The sequence below is a fragment of the Methylophilus sp. E2MeOHC9 genome (genome assembly GCF_058744375.1).
Genome location: NZ_CP196024.1, coordinates 636,585 through 658,305, shown reverse-complemented (window position 1 = coordinate 658,305; position 21,721 = coordinate 636,585). Strand labels below are relative to the sequence as shown.

At 51.1% G+C, this 21,721-nt stretch carries 19 protein-coding genes; 10 read left to right on the top strand and 9 right to left on the bottom strand.

Features of this window, described 5'->3' with window-relative positions; genetic code table 11:
• Positions 1-62: 62 nt before the first annotated feature.
• The 3 genes from ACSSVF_RS03225 to erpA are packed head-to-tail and all read left to right on the top strand — an operon-like array spanning position 63 to position 1,231.
• Entirely contained in the window at positions 63-362 is a 300-nt protein-coding gene (locus ACSSVF_RS03225) for a hypothetical protein (protein WP_442585277.1), read from the top strand.
• 58 nt (positions 363-420) lie between these two features.
• Positions 421-816 carry a bactofilin family protein gene (locus tag ACSSVF_RS03220; protein ID WP_492405449.1) on the top strand — a complete coding sequence of 132 codons (396 nt, stop codon included), beginning with the start codon at positions 421-423 and terminating at the stop codon, positions 814-816.
• Between the two features lie 52 nt (positions 817-868).
• Positions 869-1,231 carry an iron-sulfur cluster insertion protein ErpA gene (gene erpA, locus ACSSVF_RS03215; RefSeq protein ID WP_442585279.1) on the top strand — a complete coding sequence of 121 codons (363 nt, stop codon included), beginning with the start codon at positions 869-871 and terminating at the stop codon, positions 1,229-1,231.
• A 76-nt stretch (positions 1,232-1,307) separates the two neighbouring features.
• Here the strand turns inward: erpA and gltA are convergent, their stop codons facing one another.
• Both gltA and ACSSVF_RS03205 read right to left on the bottom strand, forming a co-directional pair.
• Positions 1,308-2,597, bottom strand: a complete 1,290-nt coding sequence (gltA, locus tag ACSSVF_RS03210) for a citrate synthase (RefSeq protein WP_492405448.1) — start codon at positions 2,595-2,597, stop codon at positions 1,308-1,310.
• Between the two features lie 185 nt (positions 2,598-2,782).
• Positions 2,783-3,910, bottom strand: a complete 1,128-nt coding sequence (locus ACSSVF_RS03205) for an anhydro-N-acetylmuramic acid kinase (protein ID WP_492405447.1) — start codon at positions 3,908-3,910, stop codon at positions 2,783-2,785.
• Positions 3,911-4,040: 130 nt separating this feature from the next.
• Here ACSSVF_RS03205 and tyrS point away from each other — a divergent pair, with 130 nt between their 5' ends.
• Entirely contained in the window at positions 4,041-5,267 is a 1,227-nt protein-coding gene (tyrS, locus tag ACSSVF_RS03200) for a tyrosine--tRNA ligase (protein WP_492405446.1), read from the top strand.
• Between the two features lie 75 nt (positions 5,268-5,342).
• Here the strand turns inward: tyrS and ACSSVF_RS03195 are convergent, their stop codons facing one another.
• Genes ACSSVF_RS03195 through ACSSVF_RS03175 form a run of 5 tightly spaced genes read right to left on the bottom strand, consistent with a single transcriptional unit; the run spans position 5,343 to position 10,022 of the window.
• Positions 5,343-6,896: an RNA polymerase factor sigma-54 gene (locus tag ACSSVF_RS03195; protein WP_492405444.1), complete on the bottom strand. Its 1,554-nt coding sequence runs from the start codon at positions 6,894-6,896 to the stop codon at positions 5,343-5,345.
• A gap of 6 nt (positions 6,897-6,902) precedes the next feature.
• Positions 6,903-7,649: an LPS export ABC transporter ATP-binding protein gene (gene lptB / locus ACSSVF_RS03190; protein WP_442585283.1), complete on the bottom strand. Its 747-nt coding sequence runs from the start codon at positions 7,647-7,649 to the stop codon at positions 6,903-6,905.
• 11 nt (positions 7,650-7,660) lie between these two features.
• Complete coding sequence (gene lptA, locus ACSSVF_RS03185; RefSeq protein WP_492405442.1) at positions 7,661-8,326, bottom strand: lipopolysaccharide transport periplasmic protein LptA; 666 nt, start codon at positions 8,324-8,326, stop codon at positions 7,661-7,663.
• Between the two features lie 32 nt (positions 8,327-8,358).
• Positions 8,359-9,000, bottom strand: coding sequence for an LPS export ABC transporter periplasmic protein LptC (gene lptC, locus ACSSVF_RS03180; RefSeq protein ID WP_492405441.1), 642 nt, complete (start codon positions 8,998-9,000; stop codon positions 8,359-8,361).
• Between the two features lie 20 nt (positions 9,001-9,020).
• Positions 9,021-10,022, bottom strand: a complete 1,002-nt coding sequence (locus tag ACSSVF_RS03175) for a KpsF/GutQ family sugar-phosphate isomerase (protein ID WP_492405440.1) — start codon at positions 10,020-10,022, stop codon at positions 9,021-9,023.
• Between the two features lie 218 nt (positions 10,023-10,240).
• Here ACSSVF_RS03175 and ACSSVF_RS03170 point away from each other — a divergent pair, with 218 nt between their 5' ends.
• Positions 10,241-12,217: a cation:proton antiporter gene (locus ACSSVF_RS03170; RefSeq protein WP_492405438.1), complete on the top strand. Its 1,977-nt coding sequence runs from the start codon at positions 10,241-10,243 to the stop codon at positions 12,215-12,217.
• 100 nt (positions 12,218-12,317) lie between these two features.
• Entirely contained in the window at positions 12,318-13,328 is a 1,011-nt protein-coding gene (locus ACSSVF_RS03165; RefSeq protein WP_492405436.1) for an NAD(P)/FAD-dependent oxidoreductase, read from the top strand.
• Between the two features lie 1,059 nt (positions 13,329-14,387).
• On the opposite strand, the gene moaC is transcribed toward ACSSVF_RS03165, so the two are convergent.
• Positions 14,388-14,879: a cyclic pyranopterin monophosphate synthase MoaC gene (gene moaC, locus ACSSVF_RS03160; protein WP_492405434.1), complete on the bottom strand. Its 492-nt coding sequence runs from the start codon at positions 14,877-14,879 to the stop codon at positions 14,388-14,390.
• Between the two features lie 216 nt (positions 14,880-15,095).
• On the opposite strand from moaC, the gene ACSSVF_RS03155 reads away from it, so the two are divergent.
• From ACSSVF_RS03155 to ahpF, 4 genes are all read left to right on the top strand, one after another.
• Positions 15,096-16,556 (top strand): beta-barrel assembly-enhancing protease, encoded by a 1,461-nt coding sequence (locus ACSSVF_RS03155; RefSeq protein WP_492405432.1) that lies wholly within the window; start codon positions 15,096-15,098, stop codon positions 16,554-16,556.
• 15 nt (positions 16,557-16,571) lie between these two features.
• The gene (soxZ, locus tag ACSSVF_RS03150; RefSeq protein ID WP_492405430.1) at positions 16,572-17,378 is read left to right on the top strand and encodes a thiosulfate oxidation carrier complex protein SoxZ; all 807 of its coding nucleotides are present in this window, start codon (positions 16,572-16,574) and stop codon (positions 17,376-17,378) included.
• Positions 17,379-17,537: 159 nt separating this feature from the next.
• Positions 17,538-18,101, top strand: a complete 564-nt coding sequence (gene ahpC, locus ACSSVF_RS03145) for an alkyl hydroperoxide reductase subunit C (protein ID WP_055828833.1) — start codon at positions 17,538-17,540, stop codon at positions 18,099-18,101.
• A gap of 186 nt (positions 18,102-18,287) precedes the next feature.
• Positions 18,288-19,853: an alkyl hydroperoxide reductase subunit F gene (gene ahpF, locus ACSSVF_RS03140; RefSeq protein ID WP_492405429.1), complete on the top strand. Its 1,566-nt coding sequence runs from the start codon at positions 18,288-18,290 to the stop codon at positions 19,851-19,853.
• A 57-nt stretch (positions 19,854-19,910) separates the two neighbouring features.
• On the opposite strand, the gene ACSSVF_RS03135 is transcribed toward ahpF, so the two are convergent.
• Positions 19,911-21,545 (bottom strand): NAD(P)/FAD-dependent oxidoreductase, encoded by a 1,635-nt coding sequence (locus ACSSVF_RS03135; protein ID WP_492405427.1) that lies wholly within the window; start codon positions 21,543-21,545, stop codon positions 19,911-19,913.
• Positions 21,546-21,721: the final 176 nt, after the last annotated feature.

Below are 21,721 nucleotides of genomic sequence, written 5' to 3'. Positions count from 1 at the left end.
TGATACGACCCATACGCAGAAGACTAAGAAACCATTTTGGATTAACCGCCAAGCAAGTTGCAGTGCGTTCACACCGGCCCTGGTATTTTCAGGGCATACTGGCTGTTATTAACTTATTGCTTGGCTTTGCATTGGCGTACTGGGCGCTGCACGATGATAATAGTGACTATGTGCGCCAGCGTTTGAGCCAGGTCACTTCCGAAAACATTGAGTTGCAGAAAAAGTTAATTGCATCGCAGCGTGAATTGCAGGTAGAACTAGCAACAAGCAATAATCTTGCAAAAACGCTGACCGCGCAGCAGGATGAAAACATCAAACTGAAAGAAGAATTGGTGTTTTACAAGAAAATAACCAAGCGCTAAATGCATGCATGATGTGAGCTTGTGCAAGCGTTAGCAGCGATAAAAGTTAGGAAGTGCCATGTTTTTCAAGAAAAGCGTTCATATCGACAGCCATATAGATACTTTAGTGGGTCATGAGACCCAGATACATGGCAATATGCAATTTGCTGGTGGGCTGCGCGTGGATGGCCTGATTGCGGGCAACGTGATTGAAAAACGTGAACACCCGAGCACCCTGATTATCAGCGAGAATGGCACCATTACCGGTGCGGTTGAAGCCTCGAAAGTAGTCTTGAATGGATTGATACGCGGACCGGTAAAAGCTTCGGTCTTTATTGAATTGCAAAGTAAGGCACGTATTGTGGGTGATTTGTATTACAAATCACTGGAAATGCATACCGGCGCGGTGATTGAAGGCAAGTTGATTTATCTGGGAGAGCAGCCGCCAGAAGTGACTGTTCCCGAATTGACTTGAAATATATTATTTCGCCGCCATATTGGTTTTGAGAGTTTGACAGGAGTCTATGATGACCGCAGAAGCTATGATTGATATTGAAATGCCAACCCCGTTGGTTTTTACCGATAATGCCGCCAAAAAAGTGAAAGAACTGATTGATGAGGAAGGCAGCCCAGATCTGAAATTGCGCGTATTTGTGAGCGGTGGCGGATGCTCAGGCTTTCAGTATGGCTTCACCTTTGAAGAAGAGGTGAATGAAGATGATACACAAGTCGACAAAGATGGCGTCATCTTGTTGATTGACCCGATGAGCCTGCAATATCTGGCGGGTGCAGAAATCGATTACACCGATAGCCTGCAAGGGTCACAGTTTGTGATTCGTAACCCGAATGCGACGACAACATGTGGTTGCGGTAGCTCATTCTCGGTTTAAACTCAAGAGACAAGTACCAAACAAAAAAAACGCCGGAGATTTCCGGCGTTTTTTATTTTATAAAACTAGCTAATGGCTAGCGTTGATGCAGCGGCACAAACTCCCGGCGCGTTTCGCCGACATACAGTTGACGCGGACGGCCGATTTTCTGTTCCGGGTCTGCATTCATCTCACACCATTGTGAAATCCAGCCTGCAGTCCGTGCCAGCGCAAAAATAGCCGTGAACATGGAGTTGGGGATGCCCATCGCGCGCATGACGATGCCACTGTAAAAATCGACGTTAGGATACAGTTTACGTGAAACGAAATATTCGTCTTCCAGTGCAATTTTCTCCAGTTCCATCGCCAGTTTGAACATGGGGTCGTCCTGCAGCCCCAATTCATTCAATACTTCATGGCAAGTCTTGCGCATGATAGAGGCGCGTGGATCCATATTGCGGTAGATCCGGTGTCCGAAGCCCATCAGGCGGAAGCTGTCGGTTTTATCTTTGGCGCGGTTGATAAATTCGCCGATGCGACTGATGTCACCCATTTCTTCCAGCATGTTCAGCGTGGCTTCGTTAGCGCCGCCGTGTGAAGGCCCCCACAGCGATGCAATACCCGCAGCAATACAGGCAAATGGGTTGGCACCGCTTGAGCCTACCAGGCGTACCGTAGAGGTTGAAGCATTCTGCTCATGGTCTGCATGCAGGATGAGGATGCGTTCAAACGCGCGCGCCAGGATAGGGTTGGGCACATACTCTTCACACGGTGTGGCAAACATCATGTGCATGAAGTTTTCGGCATAACCCAAATCGTTCTTTGGGTACATGAACGGCTGGCCCATATTGTATTTATAGCTCCAGGCAGCAATGGTCGGCACCTTGGCCAGCAGGCGCATCGCGGCGCGTTTGCGGGATTCCGGGTTGGTGACATCATTGTTGTCCGGGTAAAACGCGGCCATCGCGCCCACCACGGCGATCATGACCGCCATCGGGTGCGCGTCGCGCCTGAAACCGCGGAATACATTGCTCATTTGATCATGCAGCATGCTATTTTTGCGGATGGCACGGCCAAATTCTTCACTTTGGCTGGCATTCGGTAACTCACCATGTAACAGCAAATGGGAGACTTCCAAAAAGTCACAGTTTTCAGCCAGCGTTTCAATCGGATAGCCGCGGTAGTACAGCAGGCCTTCTTCGCCATCGATGAAGGTAATGCCTGAATCACACGCCGCCGTGGACATAAACCCGGGGTCATAAGTGAAAATCCCATGTTTGCCCAGGCTGCGGATGTCTATAACATCTGTGCCTAATGAGCCTTTCAGGATAGGGAGTTCAATCGCTGGGGTGTCGTTGTCAAAAGAAATGGTCGCTTTGGTTGCCATGACATGCTCAAAATAAGTAGACGGGGTTAAGGCTAAATTATACGCAATGAACTCTTAAAAAGCGCACTTGCCGGGTGATTGAAAGTGAAAACACAGAAAATGCCACAAAAACATGCACCAGTATCAACCCTGGGCGTGGTGCAGTTGCACTGCATAAGTGAAAAACAGGCTAAAAGAGAACTGCCTTATGCGGGATAAATGGCACCGAGGATACGCGGACCTTGTGCGCCAGTGACCGCTGGCAGGTTACCACTCAGGCCATCGATGCAGCGTTGCGCCAGCCAGGCAAATGCGACAGCTTCCACCCAATCTACCTCAACGCCAAGTTTGTCGGTGGGTTCAATGGCATAGCCAGTCAATGCGGACAAGCGATGCATTAACAAGCCATTGCGCGCGCCACCACCGCAAACATAAGCTTCATCTATCTCGGGGCAAAAGCGCGTGATCGCGTCTGCGATACTGAGCGCCGTCAGTTCCAGCAAAGTACGGGCAATATTCTCCGGCCGGTCATCCAGCGCCTGCAAATGTTGTGCCAGCCAGTGTTGGTTAAACAGATCCCGTCCTGTGCTTTTGGGTGCAGCTTGCGCCAGATAGGGTTCAGCGAGCATGGCTTTTAGCAAGGAGTCATTCACCTGGCCACTGGCAGACCAGTCGCCATTGGCATCATAAGTCTGGCCTGTATGCTGTTGCGTCCATTGATCCAGCAGCATATTGCCGGGGCCCGAATCGAAGCCGGTCACCTGCCCATTCACCGGTAGCCAGGAGATATTAGCGATGCCGCCGATATTGATAATGGCGCGGTTTTTGGTTGCGCTGGCAAACACAGCCTGGTGAAAGGCGGGTACCAAAGGCGCACCTTGGCCGCCTGCGGCAATATCGCGGCTACGGAAATCCCCAATCACAGCAATCTGCGTCAGTTCAGCCAGCCGGGCATGGTTGCCGATTTGCAAGGTATAGGCTTGACCGTCTGGCAGGTCAGGGCAGTGGCGTATGGTTTGTCCGTGGCAGCCAATGGCGGTGATCGCCGATGCTGGTAATCCGCTTTGCTGCAGGATCTTCTGCACCGCCTCTGCATAAAGCTGTGCCAATGTATTGGCCATGACAGCGGCTGCATGCAACTCATTCGTCGCTGGATGATGCAAATCCAGCAGTGTTTGTTTGACCGCGGCTGGATACGGCACAAATGCCTGGTTGATCTGTTGAAAATCATCGCCCGTGTGCGCAACCAGTGCCGCATCCACACCATCCAGGCTGGTGCCTGACATAATGCCAATAAAATAACGGGTAGCGGGGGCGGTTGACAGCGGGATCATAGGCCAACATGGTAACACTGTGCCGGGATATGCCTACAGTTAAGCAGCAGATTACGTTAAAATAGTCGCTTTCATTTTAACCGTTGCTATGCCATACCAACTCGGCCATGCAGCAGACAGAATTGTATTTATGACAGACGCAAAACCCACTCCTGAAGCCATCAGCCCGGAGATTGCCAAAGCACTTGCCATTATCAAGCGCGGTGCAGATGAGTTGCTGATTGAGCAGGAGCTGATAGAGAAACTCAAAGCCGGCAAGCCATTACGCATCAAGGCCGGATTTGACCCTACCGCACCCGATTTACATCTGGGGCATACCGTGCTGATCAACAAATTGCGCCAGTTGCAGGACCTGGGCCACCAGATACTGTTCCTGATCGGCGACTTCACCGGCATGATAGGTGACCCGACCGGTAAAAGTACCACCCGCCCGCCTTTGACGGTTGAGCAGGTGAAGATCAATGCCGATACCTATGCCGAGCAGGTATTCAAGATACTGGATCCGGCCAAGACAGAAATCGTATTTAACTCCAAATGGTTAAGCGAACTGGGTGCGGCAGGCATGATCAAGCTGGCGGCCAGCCACACGGTGGCACGCATGCTGGAACGCGATGATTTTTCAAAACGTTTTAAAGGCAACCAACCGATTGCCATCCATGAATTCCTGTATCCGCTGTTGCAGGGCTACGACTCTGTTGCCTTGCAATCAGACATTGAACTCGGCGGCACCGACCAGAAATTTAACCTGCTGATGGGGCGCGAGCTACAGAAACAGGCTGGCCAGGCACAGCAGTGCGTGCTGATGATGCCATTGCTGGAAGGCCTGGACGGCGTTAATAAAATGTCCAAATCGCTGGGCAACTATATCGGTATCAGCGAAGCGCCTGAGAGCATTTTTGCCAAGATTATGTCGATCTCAGATGCGCTCATGTGGCGCTATATCGATTTGCTGTCTTTCGCCTCGCTGGAAATCATTGCTGAATGGAAAGCCAGCATCGCCAATGGTGAAAACCCACGCAATATCAAAGTAGGCTTTGCGCAGGAGATCGTGGCCCGTTTTCATGGTCAGGCAGCGGCTGAAAAAGCGTTGCAGGATTTCCAGACGCGTGCCAAAGGCGGTATACCGGATGATGTGCCTGAAATTGAAGTGACGATAGCAGGTGACAGTATTGGTATCAGCCAGTTATTAAAACAGGCTGGCCTGGTAGAAAGCACCAGTGAAGCGATGCGTGCCATCCAGCAGGGTGGCGTGAAACTTGATAGCGTCAAGGTCGAGGACAAGAACCTGCAATTGGCAAAAAGCGTGGTTGTTGCCCAGGTGGGTAAGCGAAAATTTGCCAGGATCACGATTCAATAATCGTCGTCATTGTAAAAAAAAGGCCGCTTGCATAGCGGCCTTTTTAATTTTCAAAAATCAGACAAGCTTGAAAAGCTAAAGTGATTTGCGCAAATTCGCTGGCGGAATACTCAATGATTCACGGTATTTGGCAATCGTCCGCCGCGCCACCACAATGCCTTGTTGTGCCAGTGTGTCTGTGATCTGGTTATCAGAAAGCGGTTTTTTCTCATTCTCTTCCGCCACCATTTGCTTGATCAGTGCACGAATGGCTGTTGCCGAGCAGGAACCACCCGCATCAGTCGCGACTGAGCTGCCAAAGAAGTATTTGAGTTCATAAACACCTCTTGGAGTGAGCATATACTTGTGCGTAGTGACGCGGGAAACGGTACTTTCATGCAAATCCAGCTCTTCAGCGATTTCACGTAATACCAGTGGGCGCATCGCGATGTCGCCGTGCTCAAAGAAGTTACGCTGCCTGTCTACAATCGCCTGTGACACACGCAAAATGGTCGAGAAACGTTGCTGGATGTTCTTGATCATCCACTTGGCTTCCTGCATCTGGCTTTGCAGGTATTGGCCTGAGCTTTCACGGTTGCGCTTGAGGATATCTGCGTACATCTGGTTGATGCGCAATTTCGGGATCACACCATCATTCAGGGTAGCGACCCAGATCCCTTTGATCTTTTTCACCACCACATCATGCTGGATAAAATGATCATGGCTAAAGTTGGAAAACTCGCTGCCTGGTCTGGGGTTTTGCTGGCGTATCAGTTGCTGCGCGCCTTTGAGTGAGGCTTCATCGCAACTGAGTTGTTTGCGCAGTTTGATAAAATCTTTATTGGCCAGTAGTGCCAGATGGTCTTTGACCAGGGCGATGGCGATTTTCAGGTAGGGCGTGCTGGCTGGTAGGGCATACAGTTGCAGCAGCAGGCATTCACGCAAATCGCGGGCGCCTATGCCTATCGGGTCAAGATTCTGGATCAGCTTGAGTGCCGTTTCCAGTTCCAGCAAATCGACTTCCAGTTCCAGCGGCAGGTTCTCCACCACTTCCTGCAAATCCTGCTCCAGGTAGCCGTCGTCATTAATACTGTCTAGCAGCAGTTTGACCAGGCTCATATCGCGGTGCGACAGGTGCGCCAGTTGTATCTGGTCTATCAGGTGGTCACGCAGGCTGATGTTGCTGGCATCCTGGCGCGAAAAATCACCATCTTCATCATCATTGTTATTGCGACCTGCTTCATCCCAGTTGCTGGTACTGCCAAATTCGCCGTAGTCGTCTTCAAATTCCGGCGGGGTGAATTCTTCATTCAGGTTGGGCAACTCGCCTTCATTGCCGCTCAGGTCTTCGCGCAACTCTTCACGCAAAGTGTCGGCTGGCGAAGGGATATCCTGCTGCTGCATGGCGACATCAAAAGAACTAGCATCTTCGACTTCAGCCTGCGCTGCTAACGGGGCGTCGGGCGTATTGTCTTCAAACTCGCCTTCTTCATTATTGTCGGCCATCTCGAGCAAGGGGTTTTCCTGCAAAATGGCTTCCAGCTCCTGGCTAAGCTCCAGCGTCGACAGTTGCAACAGGCGGATAGACTGCTGCAACTGCGGCGTCAGTGCCAGGTTTTGCGACATGCGTAATTGCAGGTTTTGCTTCATAACGAATTACAGCCTAAAGTTTTTGCCCAGATATACTTCACGCACACCTTCATTCTGAATGATTTCATCGGGAGTGCCGGCTGCAAATACTGCGCCTTCATTCACGATGTAGGCGCGGTCACAGATATCCAGCGTTTCGCGAACGTTGTGGTCTGTAATCAGGATGCCGATATTCTGGCTGCTCAAATAACGGATAATTTTCTGGATCTCGATCACTGCAATCGGGTCGATCCCGGCAAACGGTTCATCCAGCAAAATAAATTTAGGGTCAGTGGCCAGGCAACGGGCGATTTCTACCCGGCGACGCTCACCACCGGACAAGCTGACTGCCTGGCTGTTGCGGATGTGCTGGATATGCAACTGATCGAGCAGTGACTCCAGCTTGGCTTCGCGTTCTTCGGCCGTATAAGGGCGGGTTTCCAGAATAGACAGGATATTATCGGTCACTGTCATTTTTCGGAAAATCGAGGCTTCCTGCGGCAGGTAAGCCAGGCCCATGCGTGCACGTTCATGCATAGGCGCGTGGCTGACATCGGTGCCATTCAAAGTAATGTGGCCGTCATCGAGTGCGACCAGGCCGACGATCATATAAAAACTGGTAGTTTTGCCTGCCCCATTCGGGCCCAGTAAGCCAATGACTTCGCCGCTATGCAACTCCAGCGTCGTATTTCTGACGACTGTGCGACCCTGGTAAGCTTTTTTTAAATGGCTGACGCGTAAATGGCTATTGTCTGGTGAAGCAGTTGTTTGCATATTGCCAGTCTTTACTGTGGTTCTTTCTTGGGTTCATTTGCGGTGCCGTTAGCAGCCGGTTCACTCTTGAACTGCAATGAGCGGTTCATGCGCAGGCCTTGCTGTGCATTGGCTTTGTTATCGATCACAGGAGGCGTTGTTTTGCTCTTGGGCTGGATGATAGCCTTGACCCGGCTGTTGGCCGTGCCATTCGGGTTGGCTTTGGTGCCACCAATCACTTCCGCATATTCCGCATTGGCGTCGTAGCTGATGTAATCACCGGTGACTATGTCTTCGCCACGTTTGACCCAAGCATTGGTATACAGTTGCACTTTATCCATGCGGCCATTGTATTCAATGCGCTGGCCGCTGCCTTGCATCCACTCGTTTTTACCAGTGCGCTTCTGCTTGAAGGTGGTCGGTGTGCTTGGGCTGCCGATACAGGTGCTATGCTGAAATCCATCCTGGTCTTCGCGGACTATCATTTTGTCTGCCTTGATTTGCAGGGAGCCCTGATTGAGGATCACATTGCCGGTATAAGTGCTGATTTTTTTTGCATCGTTGACACTCACTGTGTCGGCTTCCAGCTCGATGGGTTGCTCACGGTCAGACTCTTCAGCCCTGACAGTGTTAGACCAATGCAACAGCGTACCCAATACCAGGCAGGTCACATAAAATAATTGCTTGTGCGTTTTCAACTCATCTCTCCAGAATCATCGATCCTTGATCATTAACCTTTGTCAGGCGTGGTTTTATTTTTTGTTTTGGCCGGCTTGGTGGCAGGCACTGCATTCACTGGCTCCGGTGCGCGCTCATAATGTACATGCACCCGGTTAAATAATTGCATGGTTTCGGATTTTTTATCAAAGCGCATGCCTGTGCCTGTGACCACGCTACCCGGTTGCTGGTGGATGGTCACCGGTAAATCGGTATAGGCAATATCCGTATCCGGTTCAACAAATAATTGTTCCGTCTTCAATTGCATTTCACCTTTTTCAGCAGTGGCCTGGCGTATCACTTTGACCTGTTTTACAAACTCCACCAGTTTACCATTGCCGGATATTTTGCCGCGCTGCCCGTAAATCTGGGTATAAGGCATGTTTTCGCCAAACTGGGTAAATCGCGGGCGGTCCAGTTCGGTGTAGTCGCTGTCCGGGTAATGGCGCATTTGCGCCGCAGCCAGCACATATTTGGTATGGCCACTGGCGTCGGTACGCGTGCTGACAAAGTTGTAAAGCATGTAATCCGGCGCATTGCGATTGATACTAGTCATGCGCGAAGCTCCCTCCTGCACTGTCTGGTTGATCCAGAAGGTAAGCAGTGCCAAAAACAGCATCAGGCCTATCGGTAGCAAAATCGGATATTTAAGCATGAATATTCATTCCGGCTAGCCTAGACCACTTTCGCTTTCAGCAAGTCATGCATGTTAAATGCCCCTGCCAATTGTTGCAGTTCATTGACTGCCAGAAAACCATTGATTCTATGGTGTTCCATCAGGCTCACTGCTTCAACAGCCATTTGCTGTATACCCAGCAATTTGGGTTGGTGGCTCATGACGCTGGTGATAGGCGCCTGATGGTCGGTCAGGCCTTGCACAAACAAACGGCGTACATCACCGTCAGTAAACACGCCGACCGGGTTTTGTCCGGCATTGACAATGGCGGTGAACCCCATGCCTTTGGCCGTTATTTCCTGGATGGCCTGTTGCACCGTTGCATTTTCTTTCACGCTCGGAATCGCATCGCCGGTGCGCATCACATCTTTAATCCTGATCAGCAAACGCCGCCCCAGGCTACCGCCAGGGTGGGAGTGGGCAAAGTCTTCTGCGGTAAAGTCACGCAGTTCCAGCACGCATAAAGCCAGTGCATCGCCCAAGGCCAGTGCGGCAGTGGTGCTTGCGGTTGGCGCCAGGCCAAACGGGCAGGCCTCATGGCTGACGGCTGCACTCAGATGCACTTGCGATTCACGCGATAAAGTCGAGTCTTCGGTGCCAGTGATACTTAATATCCGCGCACCCAGGCGGCGGATCGCAGGCAAAATATTGATGATTTCATCGCTTTCACCCGAGTTGGAAAGCGCAATCACCACATCTTCTGCTGTAATCATGCCCAGGTCACCGTGGCTGGCTTCAGCCGCATGCATAAAAAATGCCGGGGTGCCGGTGCTGGCAAAGGTGGCGGCGATTTTGCCGCCGATATGGCCGGATTTCCCCACGCCAGTGACCACTACACGGCCACGGCAATCTAAAATCATATGCACTGCAGCCTCAAACGCAGCGCCTAAGCGTCCTGCCAGCTGGCGGATTTCATCTGCTTCGTGCAATAACACATTGCGCGCTTTTTCCACGATGTCAGAACTTTCAGCAAGTTTGACACCTGATTTTGCTATACTCATGGGCAGTAAGTATAGCAAGTGACCGCCCCGGCAAGAAAGCAAAACACGGCTTTTTTAATGATTTTTTAATATCAGGCACATTTTTTGCATTAAATAAAGATTTGTGGCAGCATATTTAACCTGACACAATCCAGATTCATAATAAATATTTGACCACGCGCAGTGTTTTGCTAACAGTGTAGCAACGTGGTCTGAATTAATTGCTTTAGAACTTTTGCATGTTTGACTCCCTAATCCATTTACTTTTATTACTCACCAGTTCGGTATTCGCCGTCGGTTTGTTCCGCATATTGGGCCTGCCCGCGATACTGGCTTACTTCGCCATCGGCATTGTCCTGGGGCCCCACGCACTTGGCTTGCTCGAGGATGAAGAAACCGGTCGCCAGGTGGCTGAATTCGGCATTGTGTTCCTGATGTTTAGCATAGGCCTAGAGTTCAGCCTGCCCAAGTTATATGCCATGCGCAAAACCCTGTTCGGCCTTGGCGGCGGGCAAGTCATCCTGACGCTGGTAGTGAGCCTGCTGTTAGGCAAAGTCGCTGGATTAAGCCTGACCACCGCGTTCATTATCGGCGCGGCACTGACCATGTCCTCGACCGCCATCGTTTCCAAAATCCTGATGGAGCGCGTCGACCTTAACTCCCGCCATGGCCGCCTGAGCATAGGCGTATTGCTGTTCCAGGATCTGGCGGTGATCCCTATCCTGGTATTGATCCAGACATTGGGTGCGCACAGCAATAACTGGCTGGATGTGCTGGGCCTGACGCTGCTGAAATCCTCAATCCTGTTATTCCTGCTATTCAAATTCGGCAAAAACATCCTCAACTTCTGGTTTGAACTGGTGGCCAAGCAGCGCTCGCGTGAACTGTTTGTATTAAACGTGCTGATGGTCACTTTATTGATGTCTGCAGCCACCAATTTTGCTGGTTTGTCCTACGCGCTGGGTGCGTTTGTCGCAGGCATGCTGATTTCAGAAACCAAATACCGCTACCAGGTGGAATCCGATATCGCGCCTTTCCGCGATATTTTGCTTGGCCTGTTCTTTATCAGTGTCGGCATGCTGCTTGATGTCACTGTCATCGTGCAACATGCAGGCCTGATCGTGTTGCTGCTTGGGCTATACCTATTGTTCAAGATCGGGCTGATTGCCTTCCTGACCAAGTTCTACGGTTTTGAAATGGGCGTCGGCGTGCGTACTGGCATTATTCTGGGGCAGGCAGGTGAGTTTACTTTCGTGATTCTGGCGCTGGGCTTACAAACGCATTTGATTGATGGCGACGCCTTGCAACTGGTGTTATCGGTTGCCGTGCTTTCCATGCTGGTGGCGCCGTTTATTATTCAGTACAACGGCCGCATTGCGCGCTATCTGGTAAAAAGCTATACCCGCAATAGTATTAAAGGCGTCGATACCATCCAGGAGCATAGCCAGGAGCTATCGGGCCACGTCATTATTTGTGGCTACGGCCGCAGTGGCCAGTATCTGGGCCGTTTCCTGCGCGAAGAAAATATCCCCTATGTGGCGTTGGATATGGATGCCAGCCGCGTTCAGGAAGCCGCCTCTGCGGGTGAAAATGTGATTTATGGTGACGCCAGCAGACGCTCAGTGATGGAAGCGGCCGGCCTGGCACGTGCCAAAGCCGTGATCATCAGTTATGCCGAGACGCGAGCCTCCATGAAAGTGCTGGATGTGATCAAGGAGCGCCATCCTAACCTGCCGGTGATCGTGCGCACCCATGATGACAGTGAGATGGATGAGTTGCGCGCCGCCGGTGCGGCTGAAGTAGTGCCAGAAATCCTTGAAGGTAGCCTGATGCTGGCCTCGCATGCGCTGGTCACCCTGGGCGTGCCGTTGAACCGCGTGGTTAAACGTATCCGCCAGTTCCGTGAAGAGCGCTATAAAATGTTTAAGGGTTACTTCCGCGGTGTCAGTGACGCAGATGCTTCAACCGCCTCTTTACCGCAGTTGCATTCAGTTGAAATGTATAAAAACTTTTATGCGCATGGTTTGCGGCTGGATCATATTCCGTTTGAAGATTTTGCTGTTGAAGTCAAACAATTGCGCAGGCCTAACATGCCAGAGCCCATCGTCCCGCGCGGCGATATCGTATTGGGCGAACGCGATGTGCTGGTTCTGCTAGGCAGCAATGCCGCCCTGATCGCCATGGAAGTCTATTTGATTTCCGGCCGCAAGCCTTAAGCTATCCCCCTGATTTCAAACAGGCTGCTAACCGTGTACAGTTGGCAGCTTGTTTGAGGTTATTTGTTAGACACCCGCGTTTTTTCGTGAAAAAATCTTTATGGCAAACACTTCGGTCTTAATCGTCGGTGGTGGCATCGTCGGCTGTTTAACCGCCATGCAATTGCGCAAACAAGGCCATCAGGTCACCGTGGTCGAGCGCAACATTATCGCTGCGCAAACCTCGGGCGAATCTTCCTGGGCCGGCGCTGGCATCGCATTTCCGCTGTTGCCATGGTTTTATCAGGATGTGGTCAACGAGCTAGCACTGGCCGGCGCCAGGGCTTACCCGGCCATCAGTGCCGAGCTGTTTGCAGAAACCGGCATTGACCCCGAATGTATCCAGAGCGGCATGCTGATCCAGCCGCCCTTTGAGCGTGCACAGGCATTGGCCTGGTGTGCAAAATTTGGCCTGGCAGTAGAGGCACAAGGCGAAAACCTGCTGATCCCCGAAGTGGTGCAAATCCGTAATCCCCGCCTGTTGCAATCCCTGAAAGCCTGGTTAATCAAACACGGTGTAACACTACGCGAGCAAACCCGCTTAATGCCATTGCAAGAAGGGCAAGCGCCCATCAATGGCTGGCAAACCACCGAAGGCGAAACCCTGCATGCGGATACCTTCGTCGTCACCTCAGGCGCCTGGAGTTTCGAGCTGCTTAAACAAACGGCTCTCACGCTGGATATCAAACCCATGCGCGGGCAGATGTTGCTATATCAACTGCAACCTGGCCTGTTGCCGCATATTGTTTATCGGAATGGTTTTTACATGCTGCAACGTGCGGATGGCCATTTGCTGGCAGGCAGTAGTCTGGAAGATGTCGGGTTTGATACTGGGGTGACGGAGAGCATGCGCGAGGAAATGCAGGCGAAGGCGGAAGCCATATTGCCAGCGTTACGTGGGCAAGCGATTATCAAGCACTGGAGCGGATTGCGGCCAGGCACGCCGCATAATATCCCCATGATAGGGCGACATCCGCAGATAGAGAATTTGTATCTGAATACAGGGCATTTTCGGTATGGGGTGACGATGGCGCCGGAGTGCGCACGCAGGATTGCGGCGTTGATTGTTTAACGCTTTAATCCAGCGAGCGTGACTAGTTCCTCTGGCCTCTGTAACGGCTGGCTTTTGTGGGCGCTGCTGTGTGTAAAAGATCGTCATTCTGGCGTAGGCCAGAATCCAGGCAGAGTTGAAATTCAGCTCAGCTAGAAGTTAAAGAGCAAATGTTTCACTTGCTAGATGCTTAAATAGGTATTTCTTTGGATGGTTAAGCATTCGATGTTGCTGCTTTATTGCACCGTTGCTTTTCGCCCCTAGGCGAGTGACTTTTCTTTGCTTGCCCAAAGAATAAGTCACCAAAAGAAAGGGCACCCTAGCTTCCGCTTGTACCCTGCGTTGCTCCTCAACGTGGGCGGCCAACGAAACTCGCCCTAGCGGCTTGCAAAAGACGCAAGCCACCGCGGAGCTCAAACAGGCGCTGGCCGACAGCTCCCCCGCTGACTGCGCTACTCGGCGCGTCAGATAGGGTCCCATGAAAAGCACCACGCGGTTACTGAAGTGAGAATACGCACATTGCATCCCGCCGACACACTGAAATAAAACAAAGTAAACGGACAAAATGACCAACAAAATAGTTTGTTGGTCGTTTGCTTTAAAACTCTGACAGAGTCACTTAGCGCCCTGAGTGCGGCATGTTTAACCAAAGACTTCATCGTGGTAGTTTTAACCGGGCCCCTATCTGACGCGCCGAGTAGCGCAGTCAAAATAAGGAGGAAGGGAGCGACTGTACGAATCCCGCGGTGGCTTGCGGGTTGTGCAAGCCGCTAGGTTGAGTTTCGTGACCGCTTATTTTGGCGAGCAACGCAGGAGATAAGCGGAAGCTAGGGTGCCTTTTCTTTTGGTTACTTATTCTTTGGGCAAGCAAAGAAAAGTCACTCGCCTAAGGGCGAAAAGGAAGAGTGTAATAAAGCAGAAAAATCGATTAATCAGCCAACCAAAGAAATACCGATTTAAACCTCCCGACAGATTTGACACTGATTGACTAAACCTGATCAAACAAAAAAGAGAATTTCTTTGCTAGATCATTTCCAACAAAGCACAGAGTAGATAATGCTACTGCAATCATAAAAATGCTTAATTGCCATTTCCCTCAGTAGCTATCCAATCGCCACTCTTCCCGCCATGTTTCTCCAGTAACCGTATCCCCTGCATAACCATGCCGCGATCAATCGCTTTGCACATATCATAAATGGTCAACAGGCCCACCTGAACGGCGGTCAACGCTTCCATTTCCACGCCTGTTTGCCCTGTCGTTTCACATTGGGCCCGGCAAATCACGCTGTGATCTCCTTCGTCTGCCACAAAGCTTACATCCACGCGGCTCAGGCTAAGCGGGTGACATAGCGGGATCAGGTCACTGGTCTTTTTACTGGCCTGTATAGCAGCAATCCTAGCGATTCCCAGCACATCGCCTTTTTTGGCGTTACCTTGCAAAATGGTTTGCAGCGTGGCCGCTTGCATGTGGATGCGGCCTTCAGCGATGGCGATACGTTTGCTATGCGCTTTGTCGCCGATATCGACCATATGGGCGTGGCCCTGGGCGTTGAAATGCGTTAATTCGGACATGGTGAAAAATGATGAACTCAGGCGATGAAGTCGTTATCATAACAAGTTTGGCTCAGCGGTTTATATTGATCCAGGAATAATGTCGTTTTAAGGGCTCTCTTTTTCACTCACAGACATATGGTTTTTAATCCATTTAAATATGTTGATCAGCACCCGCGCCTGGCAATACGGCGATGCGTGGTGGCGTTGGCTTTGATGATGCCATCGGGATTCCCTATGCTGGCAGAAAGTGCGGTGGGTCAGTTTTCCGGTAAGCCTTATGAGCCAGAGCTGGATTTGAGTTTGCCAGCGGATTCTTCCAACCAGTTGCCTGAGTTGGGCGATGCATCGCAAACGGTATTATCGGCGCGCGATGAGGAGAAAATCGCTAACCAGATTCTCAAGCAGGTGGCGACCAGTGAAGATGTACTTGATGATGCCGAAGTGACTGATTATTTGCAGGCTTTGGGCATGCGGCTGGGTGCCAGCAGCCCGGACAAGCAGCAGAAATTTTATTTCTTTGTGTTGCAGGAAAGAAGTATTAACGCGTTTGCCATGCCTGGCGGCGTGATCGGGGTGCATACGGGGCTGTTTACTTCATCCAATAGTGAATCGGAGTTGGCCAGCGTCTTGGGGCATGAGATCGGCCATGTCACACAGCATCACCTGGCGCGTATGCTGGCGTCACAAAAATACGATATGTTTAAAAACATCGCCGCGACTGCGCTGGCGTTGCTGGTGATGCGCTCGAACCCGCAGGCCGGTATGGGTGCTATGACGGCGGCGTCTGCTGCGGGTATTCAGCGCCAGATCGACTACACTCGCGAACATGAACGTGAAGCTGACCGGGTCGGGTTAACCATCTTGCAGGATGCGGGCTTTGATGTACGTGCCATGCCGGCTTTTTTTAATACCTTGCAGCGAGCCACACGCTTTTCTGATGGCAATATGCCCAGCTATTTACGTACGCACCCGATGACCAGTGAGCGCATTGCCGATATGGGCAATCGCGTGCAAAATCTGCCGTATAAACAGGTGAGTGAGAACCCAGCTTTTTCATTGATGCGGGCGAAAATCCGTGCCTTTGAAGGGGCTCCGACGCAAATGGTGGAGGAGTTTAAAAATAACCTGGAAGAAGGCCGCTTCCAGAATGAGCAATCCGAGCACTATGGGCTGGCGTATGCCTATCTGCGTGCAAACCAGGCGAAAAATGCCCAGCAGGAAGTGCAATGGCTGGAGCAACATGGCATGGTGAATCCTTACCTGGTGACATTGAAAGCACTCACTCTGGCCAAACTGGGGAAAATAGCCGAGGCGGAGCAACAGTTTGTGCAAGGCTTGCAAAAGTATCCGCAGCACCGGATGCTGGCACAAGGTGAATCAGAACTACTGATTCGCAGTAATCAGTGGCCTCAAGCGGTGACTTTTATCCAGAAACAGTTGTCCATGTTTCCTGAGGATCCCAAACTGTATGACTGGCTGGCCGCAGCTTACCAGGGGCAGGGCAAGCAGATGTTGCGGCATCAGGCACTGGGTGAGTCGTATGTGCGTAAATATGATTTGCCACGCGCGATAGACCAGTTTGACATTGCCAGCAAAGCCAAAGACGGTGATTTCTACCTGCAATCCAAGGTCGAGGCACGTTTAAAAGCGCTCAGGCTGCAACAGGCGCGGGATAAAGATGATGACAAAAGCTGATAGGGGCAGAGTCTGATGCAAAGACGAACAGTGTTAAAAGGCTGGCTGGCACTGGCAACGCTACCTTTCTGGATGGTCATCCAAAAGGTGCAGGCCGCGACCTGGTTTGTGCAGGCGTTTGAAGCCAAGCAGACATCGGAAGTGATGGCCGCCTTGCAAGCGAAGGCGGTGCCGGTGTCGCAAAATATTCAAATTGAAGCGCCGCAAAAAGCCGAGAATGGTGCAGTGGTGCAGGTGGAAGTTTCCAGCACTCAGCCGGCGGGCAGCATCAGCACCCTGCGTTTGCTGGCCGATGCTAACCCAACCCCACTGATCGCCAGTTTTGAGCTGGGTCAACAGGTGTTGCCGAAACTGGTGACACGTATCAAACTGGCGCAATCGGGTGAATTAATAGCCCTCATACAGCAGGCTGGGGGCCAGTTTCAGCAGCAACGGCGTGCAGTGATTGTGCTCGAAGATGGTTGCGCCGGGAGTGAGCGCGAAGAGCCGTTTGCCAGCAGCATGAAAATGCGTGCTCGCCCGCTGGAAGATGGGCCTTTGGGCAAGGGTATAGTCGAGCTCAAGATCATTATTGTGCACCCTATGCGTACAGGCCGTAGTAAAAATGATGATGGTGTTTTAATGCCAGCGCATTTCATGCAATTGATGCAAGTCGTGCTCAACGGCAAGGTCATCGTCGATGCGCAGACCGGCACCGGTATTTCACGTAACCCTTACTTTACTTTTTATATTAAAGAGGCCAAGGTAGGCGACGTGATTGCGGTGCACTGGCAGGATAATCGCGGGTTTGAAGGGCAGGGCCAGGTGACTGTTTCTCAATAGTTTATTGATAAGCATTGCTTATCAATAAAATTAAAACAATCAATTATACATATATAATAGAGTTGTCTAAAATGCATCCATTCGCTGTGGAAACACAGCAACCTTTTTCATTAACCATGATTTAAATCGTCCATTTGAATCACTTATAAGGAGAGCTACATGTCATTGATCAATACACAAGTACAACCATTCAAGGCCCAGGCATTTCATAACGGTAAATTTATCGAAGTGACAGAAGAGTCATTAAAGGGCAAATGGTCTGTGCTGATTTTCATGCCGGCAGCGTTTACTTTCAACTGCCCGACAGAAGTTGAAGATGCGGCTGACAACTACGCAGAATTCCAGAAGGCTGGTGCTGAAGTGTACATCGTGACCACCGATACGCATTTCTCCCACAAGGTTTGGCACGAGACTTCACCAGCAGTGGGCAAAGCAAAATTCCCATTGGTGGGTGACCCTACGCACCAATTGACACGCGCTTTTGACGTGCATATCGATGAAGAAGGTCTGGCATTGCGCGGTACGTTCGTGATCAACAACGAAGGTGTGATCAAAACTGCTGAAGTACACAGCAACGAAATCGCCCGTGATGTAAAAGAAACCTTGCGCAAGTTGAAAGCTGCTCAATACACAGCTGCAAACCCAGGCCAGGTTTGCCCGGCCAAGTGGAACGACGGTGCAGCAACATTGACACCATCACTGGACTTGGTAGGTAAGATTTAATCTCTCTGAGATTAGCTTGAGTAAAGCCCTGCGCAAGCAGGGCGCTCAGGTAAAGTCACTAAGAGGTTATTTGCCTGGCAGTGGTTTTACCTGAGCCTCCCCAACCAACTTTTGATCGCCATGCAAATGGCCACGGCTTCTTGTCGCCGCAAAATACAGACAAGTTGTCATTTTGGAGAATAAAAAATGTTAGACGATACCCTTAAGACACAACTGCAAACCTACCTCGGTATGCTGCGTCAGCCTATCCGTCTGATCGCATCCCTGGATAACAGTGACAATGCTGCAAAAATGCGCGAATTGCTGCAAGAGATCGCCGCGTTGTCAGACAAAGTCAGCCTGGATGAAACCGGCGATGATGCACGTAAACCTTCATTCGTGATTGCCAAAGAAGGTGAAACGCATGGTGTACGCTTTGCGGCGATTCCACTCGGCCATGAATTTACTTCACTAGTACTGGCTTTGCTATGGACTGGCGGTCATCCACCAAAAGTGGAGCAGGATGTGCTCGACCAGATCAAGGCGCTGGATAGCGACTTGAATTTTGAAGTCTATATGAGCCTTTCTTGCCATAACTGCCCTGACGTGGTGCAAGCGACTACGCTGATGACGGTATTCAACCCGCGCATCAATGTGACGGTGATTGATGGTGGCCTGTATCAGGACGAAGTCAATGAACGTAACGTCATGGCCGTGCCTGCGACTTTCCTCAATGGCGAGATGTTTGCTTCTGGCCGTATGCTGGTGGAAGAGTTCCTGGCTAAAGTTGATACCGGTGCGGTAGCGAAAGAAGCTGAAAAACTCAACGCCAAAGAGTCATTTGATGTGCTGGTGGTTGGCGGTGGCCCGGCCGGTGCTTCAGCTGCGATTTATGCAGCACGTAAAGGCATACGCACTGGGATTGTCGCGGACCGTTTTGGTGGCCAGGTCAATGACACACTGGCGATTGAAAACTTTATTTCTGTCAAAGAAACGGAAGGGCCAAAACTGGTGGCAGCGCTGGAAGAGCATGTGAAAACGTATGACGTCGATATTATGCCTCTGCAACGTGCGGTAGGGTTGAGTGAGCCGAAACAAGCCGGCCATAAACACGGCGGCCTGATAGAAGTGAAACTCGAGAGTGGTGCTATTTTGCGCAGCAAGTCAGTGATCTTGGCAACCGGCGCACGCTGGAAAAACCTGAATGTGCCTGGTGAAGCCGAGTACAAAAACAAAGGTGTGGCCTACTGCCCGCACTGTGATGGCCCGTTGTTCAAAGGCAAGCACGTGGCGGTGGTCGGTGGTGGTAACTCAGGCGTCGAAGCGGCGATTGACCTGGCCGGTGTGGTTGGGCATGTCACATTGCTGCAATTTGATACCGAGCTGAAAGCCGATGCCGTTTTGCAACGTAAATTACGCACGCTGCAAAACGTCACGATTTTAACCAGTGCACAAACCAGTGAAATCACCGGTGACGGCACACGTGTCAATGGCCTGACTTATACCGACCGCGTGAGTGGTGAAAGCAAGCATGTGGCGCTGGAAGGTGTATTTATCCAGATTGGCCTGGTGCCGAACACGGATTGGCTGAAAGGCACGGTAGACCTGAGCAAATATGGTGAAATTGAAATCAACAACCATAATGCGACTTCGCTGCCTGGCGTATTTGCCGCGGGGGATGTGACCACTATCCCTTACAAGCAGATCGTGATTGCCATGGGCGAAGGGTCGAATGCTGCACTGGGTGCGTTTGATTACCTGATCCGTCAGTAAGATGTTGTAGCAATAAAAAAACCTGCCTCGGCAGGTTTTTTTATATCCGGGTATCCACTATTGCTTGATCAGTGACAATGAAACCGCTTCCGCCACTTTAATACCATCAACAGCGGCTGACAGAATGCCGCCCGCATAGCCGGCGCCTTCGCCGCAAGGGAATAAACCCTTGGTATTGATGCTTTGCAAAGTATCATCATCACGCTTGATGCGTATCGGGCTGGAGGTGCGGGTTTCCACGCCGGTTAAAATGCCATCGGCTAAATCAAAATTAGGGATCTGTTTAGCAAACGCCGGAATCGCTTCGCGGATAGCGTTAATCGCAAATTCTGGCAAGGCAGACGCTAGGTTGGTTAAATGCAAGCCAGGCGTGTAAGAAGGCGTGACTTCACCAAACTCAGTCGAAGGGCGATTAGCTAAAAAATCGCCTATCAGTTGACCTGGTGCCGAGTAATCGCTGCCGCCCAGCACAAAGGCATGGCTTTCCAGCTGACGTTGTAATTCAATGCCAGCCAATGGGTGGTCCGGGTAATCCACCTCAGGCGTAATGCCGACCACGATGCCCGCATTGGCGTTGCGCTCGTTGCGGCTGTACTGGCTCATGCCATTGGTGACCACGCGGTTAGGTTCGGAGGTCGCCGCCACCACCGTGCCGCCCGGGCACATGCAAAAACTGTACACACTGCGGCCATTTTGCGCGTGATGCACCAGTTTGTAATCGGCTGCGCCCAGCTTTTGCAGAATGTCATCGCTATAGCTTTTGCCGTAACGCGCACGGTCAACCAGGCTCTGCGGATGCTCGATACGGAAGCCTATCGAAAACGGTTTCGCTTCGACATAAATGCCTTTGTTGTACACCATCTCGAAGGTATCACGCGCACTGTGGCCTACTGCCAGCACCAGGTGGCGGGTAGGCAGGTATTCGCCTGTTTGCAAGGTCACGCCTTGTACTTGTTGGTCCTGGATATCGATCTCGGTGACACGGTGGCCAAAGCGGATTTCACCGCCCAGGCTGGTAATGGTGCTACGCATTTCTTCTACCATGCTGACCAGTTTGAAGGTGCCTATGTGCGGATGGCTGACGTATAAGATTTCTTCGGGCGCCCCGGCTTTGACAAACTCCTGTAGCACCTTACGACCGTAGTGTTTCGGGTCTTTGATCTGGCTGTAAAGTTTGCCGTCAGAGAAGGTACCTGCGCCGCCTTCACCAAACTGTACGTTGGATTCCGGGTCCAGTTTACGTTTACGCCACAAGCCCCAGGTATCCTGTGTGCGCTGGCGGACTTCTTTACCGCGCTCAAGTACGATAGGTTTAAACCCGGCTTGCGCCAGTATCAATGCCGCAAAGATGCCTGCCGGGCCAAAGCCGACCACGATGGGCCTGTGATTTAAATCCTCTGTATTGGTGGCGACAAATTTATAACTGGTGTCCGGCGCCGGTTTGATATGCGGGTCTTTTTTAAAGCGGGCAAGGATTTTCGCTTCGTTCCTGACTTCGACATCAATGTTATACACAAACAAGATCGCATGGGTTTTACGCGCATCTACGCCGCGTTTGAAAATCTCAAACCGTATCAGGTCAACTTCCGGGATTTCAAGGCGTTTAAGCAGGGCCGCCTTGATCTGGTCATCCTGATGGATCAGCGACTCGGCTTCTATAAGGGGGAGTTTGATTTCTGTGATTCGTAGCATAGCGGGCTCGCGGATAGTGGTTATCTATCAAAAGCGTATTTTATTACATTCGGCCTTAACCTATGGTAGATTTTCACATCGGTTCTATTTAATTAGTATCGGAGTTGGTCGTTATACAGTGTATGTTTAATTACAGGCGACGAGTACTTATTCCGTTAATCATTGCCGCAACCATT

Bases quoted from the DNA above. Each gene is read 5' to 3' on its own strand.
- ACSSVF_RS03135 (WP_492405427.1), bottom strand. From the start codon at position 21,545: ATGCTACGAATCACAGAAATCAAACTCCCCCTTATAGAAGCCGAGTCG.
- ACSSVF_RS03220 (WP_492405449.1), top strand. From the start codon at position 421: ATGTTTTTCAAGAAAAGCGTTCATATCGACAGCCATATAGATACTTTA.
- erpA (WP_442585279.1), top strand. From the start codon at position 869: ATGACCGCAGAAGCTATGATTGATATTGAAATGCCAACCCCGTTGGTT.
- ACSSVF_RS03175 (WP_492405440.1), bottom strand. From the start codon at position 10,022: ATGAGTATAGCAAAATCAGGTGTCAAACTTGCTGAAAGTTCTGACATC.
- ACSSVF_RS03170 (WP_492405438.1), top strand. From the start codon at position 10,241: ATGTTTGACTCCCTAATCCATTTACTTTTATTACTCACCAGTTCGGTA.
- tyrS (WP_492405446.1), top strand. From the start codon at position 4,041: ATGACAGACGCAAAACCCACTCCTGAAGCCATCAGCCCGGAGATTGCC.
- ahpC (WP_055828833.1), top strand. From the start codon at position 17,538: ATGTCATTGATCAATACACAAGTACAACCATTCAAGGCCCAGGCATTT.
- ACSSVF_RS03205 (WP_492405447.1), bottom strand. From the start codon at position 3,910: ATGATCCCGCTGTCAACCGCCCCCGCTACCCGTTATTTTATTGGCATT.
- ahpF (WP_492405429.1), top strand. From the start codon at position 18,288: ATGTTAGACGATACCCTTAAGACACAACTGCAAACCTACCTCGGTATG.
- ACSSVF_RS03195 (WP_492405444.1), bottom strand. From the start codon at position 6,896: ATGAAGCAAAACCTGCAATTACGCATGTCGCAAAACCTGGCACTGACG.
- gltA (WP_492405448.1), bottom strand. From the start codon at position 2,597: ATGGCAACCAAAGCGACCATTTCTTTTGACAACGACACCCCAGCGATT.
- ACSSVF_RS03155 (WP_492405432.1), top strand. From the start codon at position 15,096: ATGCTGGCAGAAAGTGCGGTGGGTCAGTTTTCCGGTAAGCCTTATGAG.
- soxZ (WP_492405430.1), top strand. From the start codon at position 16,572: ATGCAAAGACGAACAGTGTTAAAAGGCTGGCTGGCACTGGCAACGCTA.
- lptB (WP_442585283.1), bottom strand. From the start codon at position 7,649: ATGCAAACAACTGCTTCACCAGACAATAGCCATTTACGCGTCAGCCAT.
- lptC (WP_492405441.1), bottom strand. From the start codon at position 9,000: ATGCTTAAATATCCGATTTTGCTACCGATAGGCCTGATGCTGTTTTTG.
- moaC (WP_492405434.1), bottom strand. From the start codon at position 14,879: ATGTCCGAATTAACGCATTTCAACGCCCAGGGCCACGCCCATATGGTC.
- ACSSVF_RS03165 (WP_492405436.1), top strand. From the start codon at position 12,318: ATGGCAAACACTTCGGTCTTAATCGTCGGTGGTGGCATCGTCGGCTGT.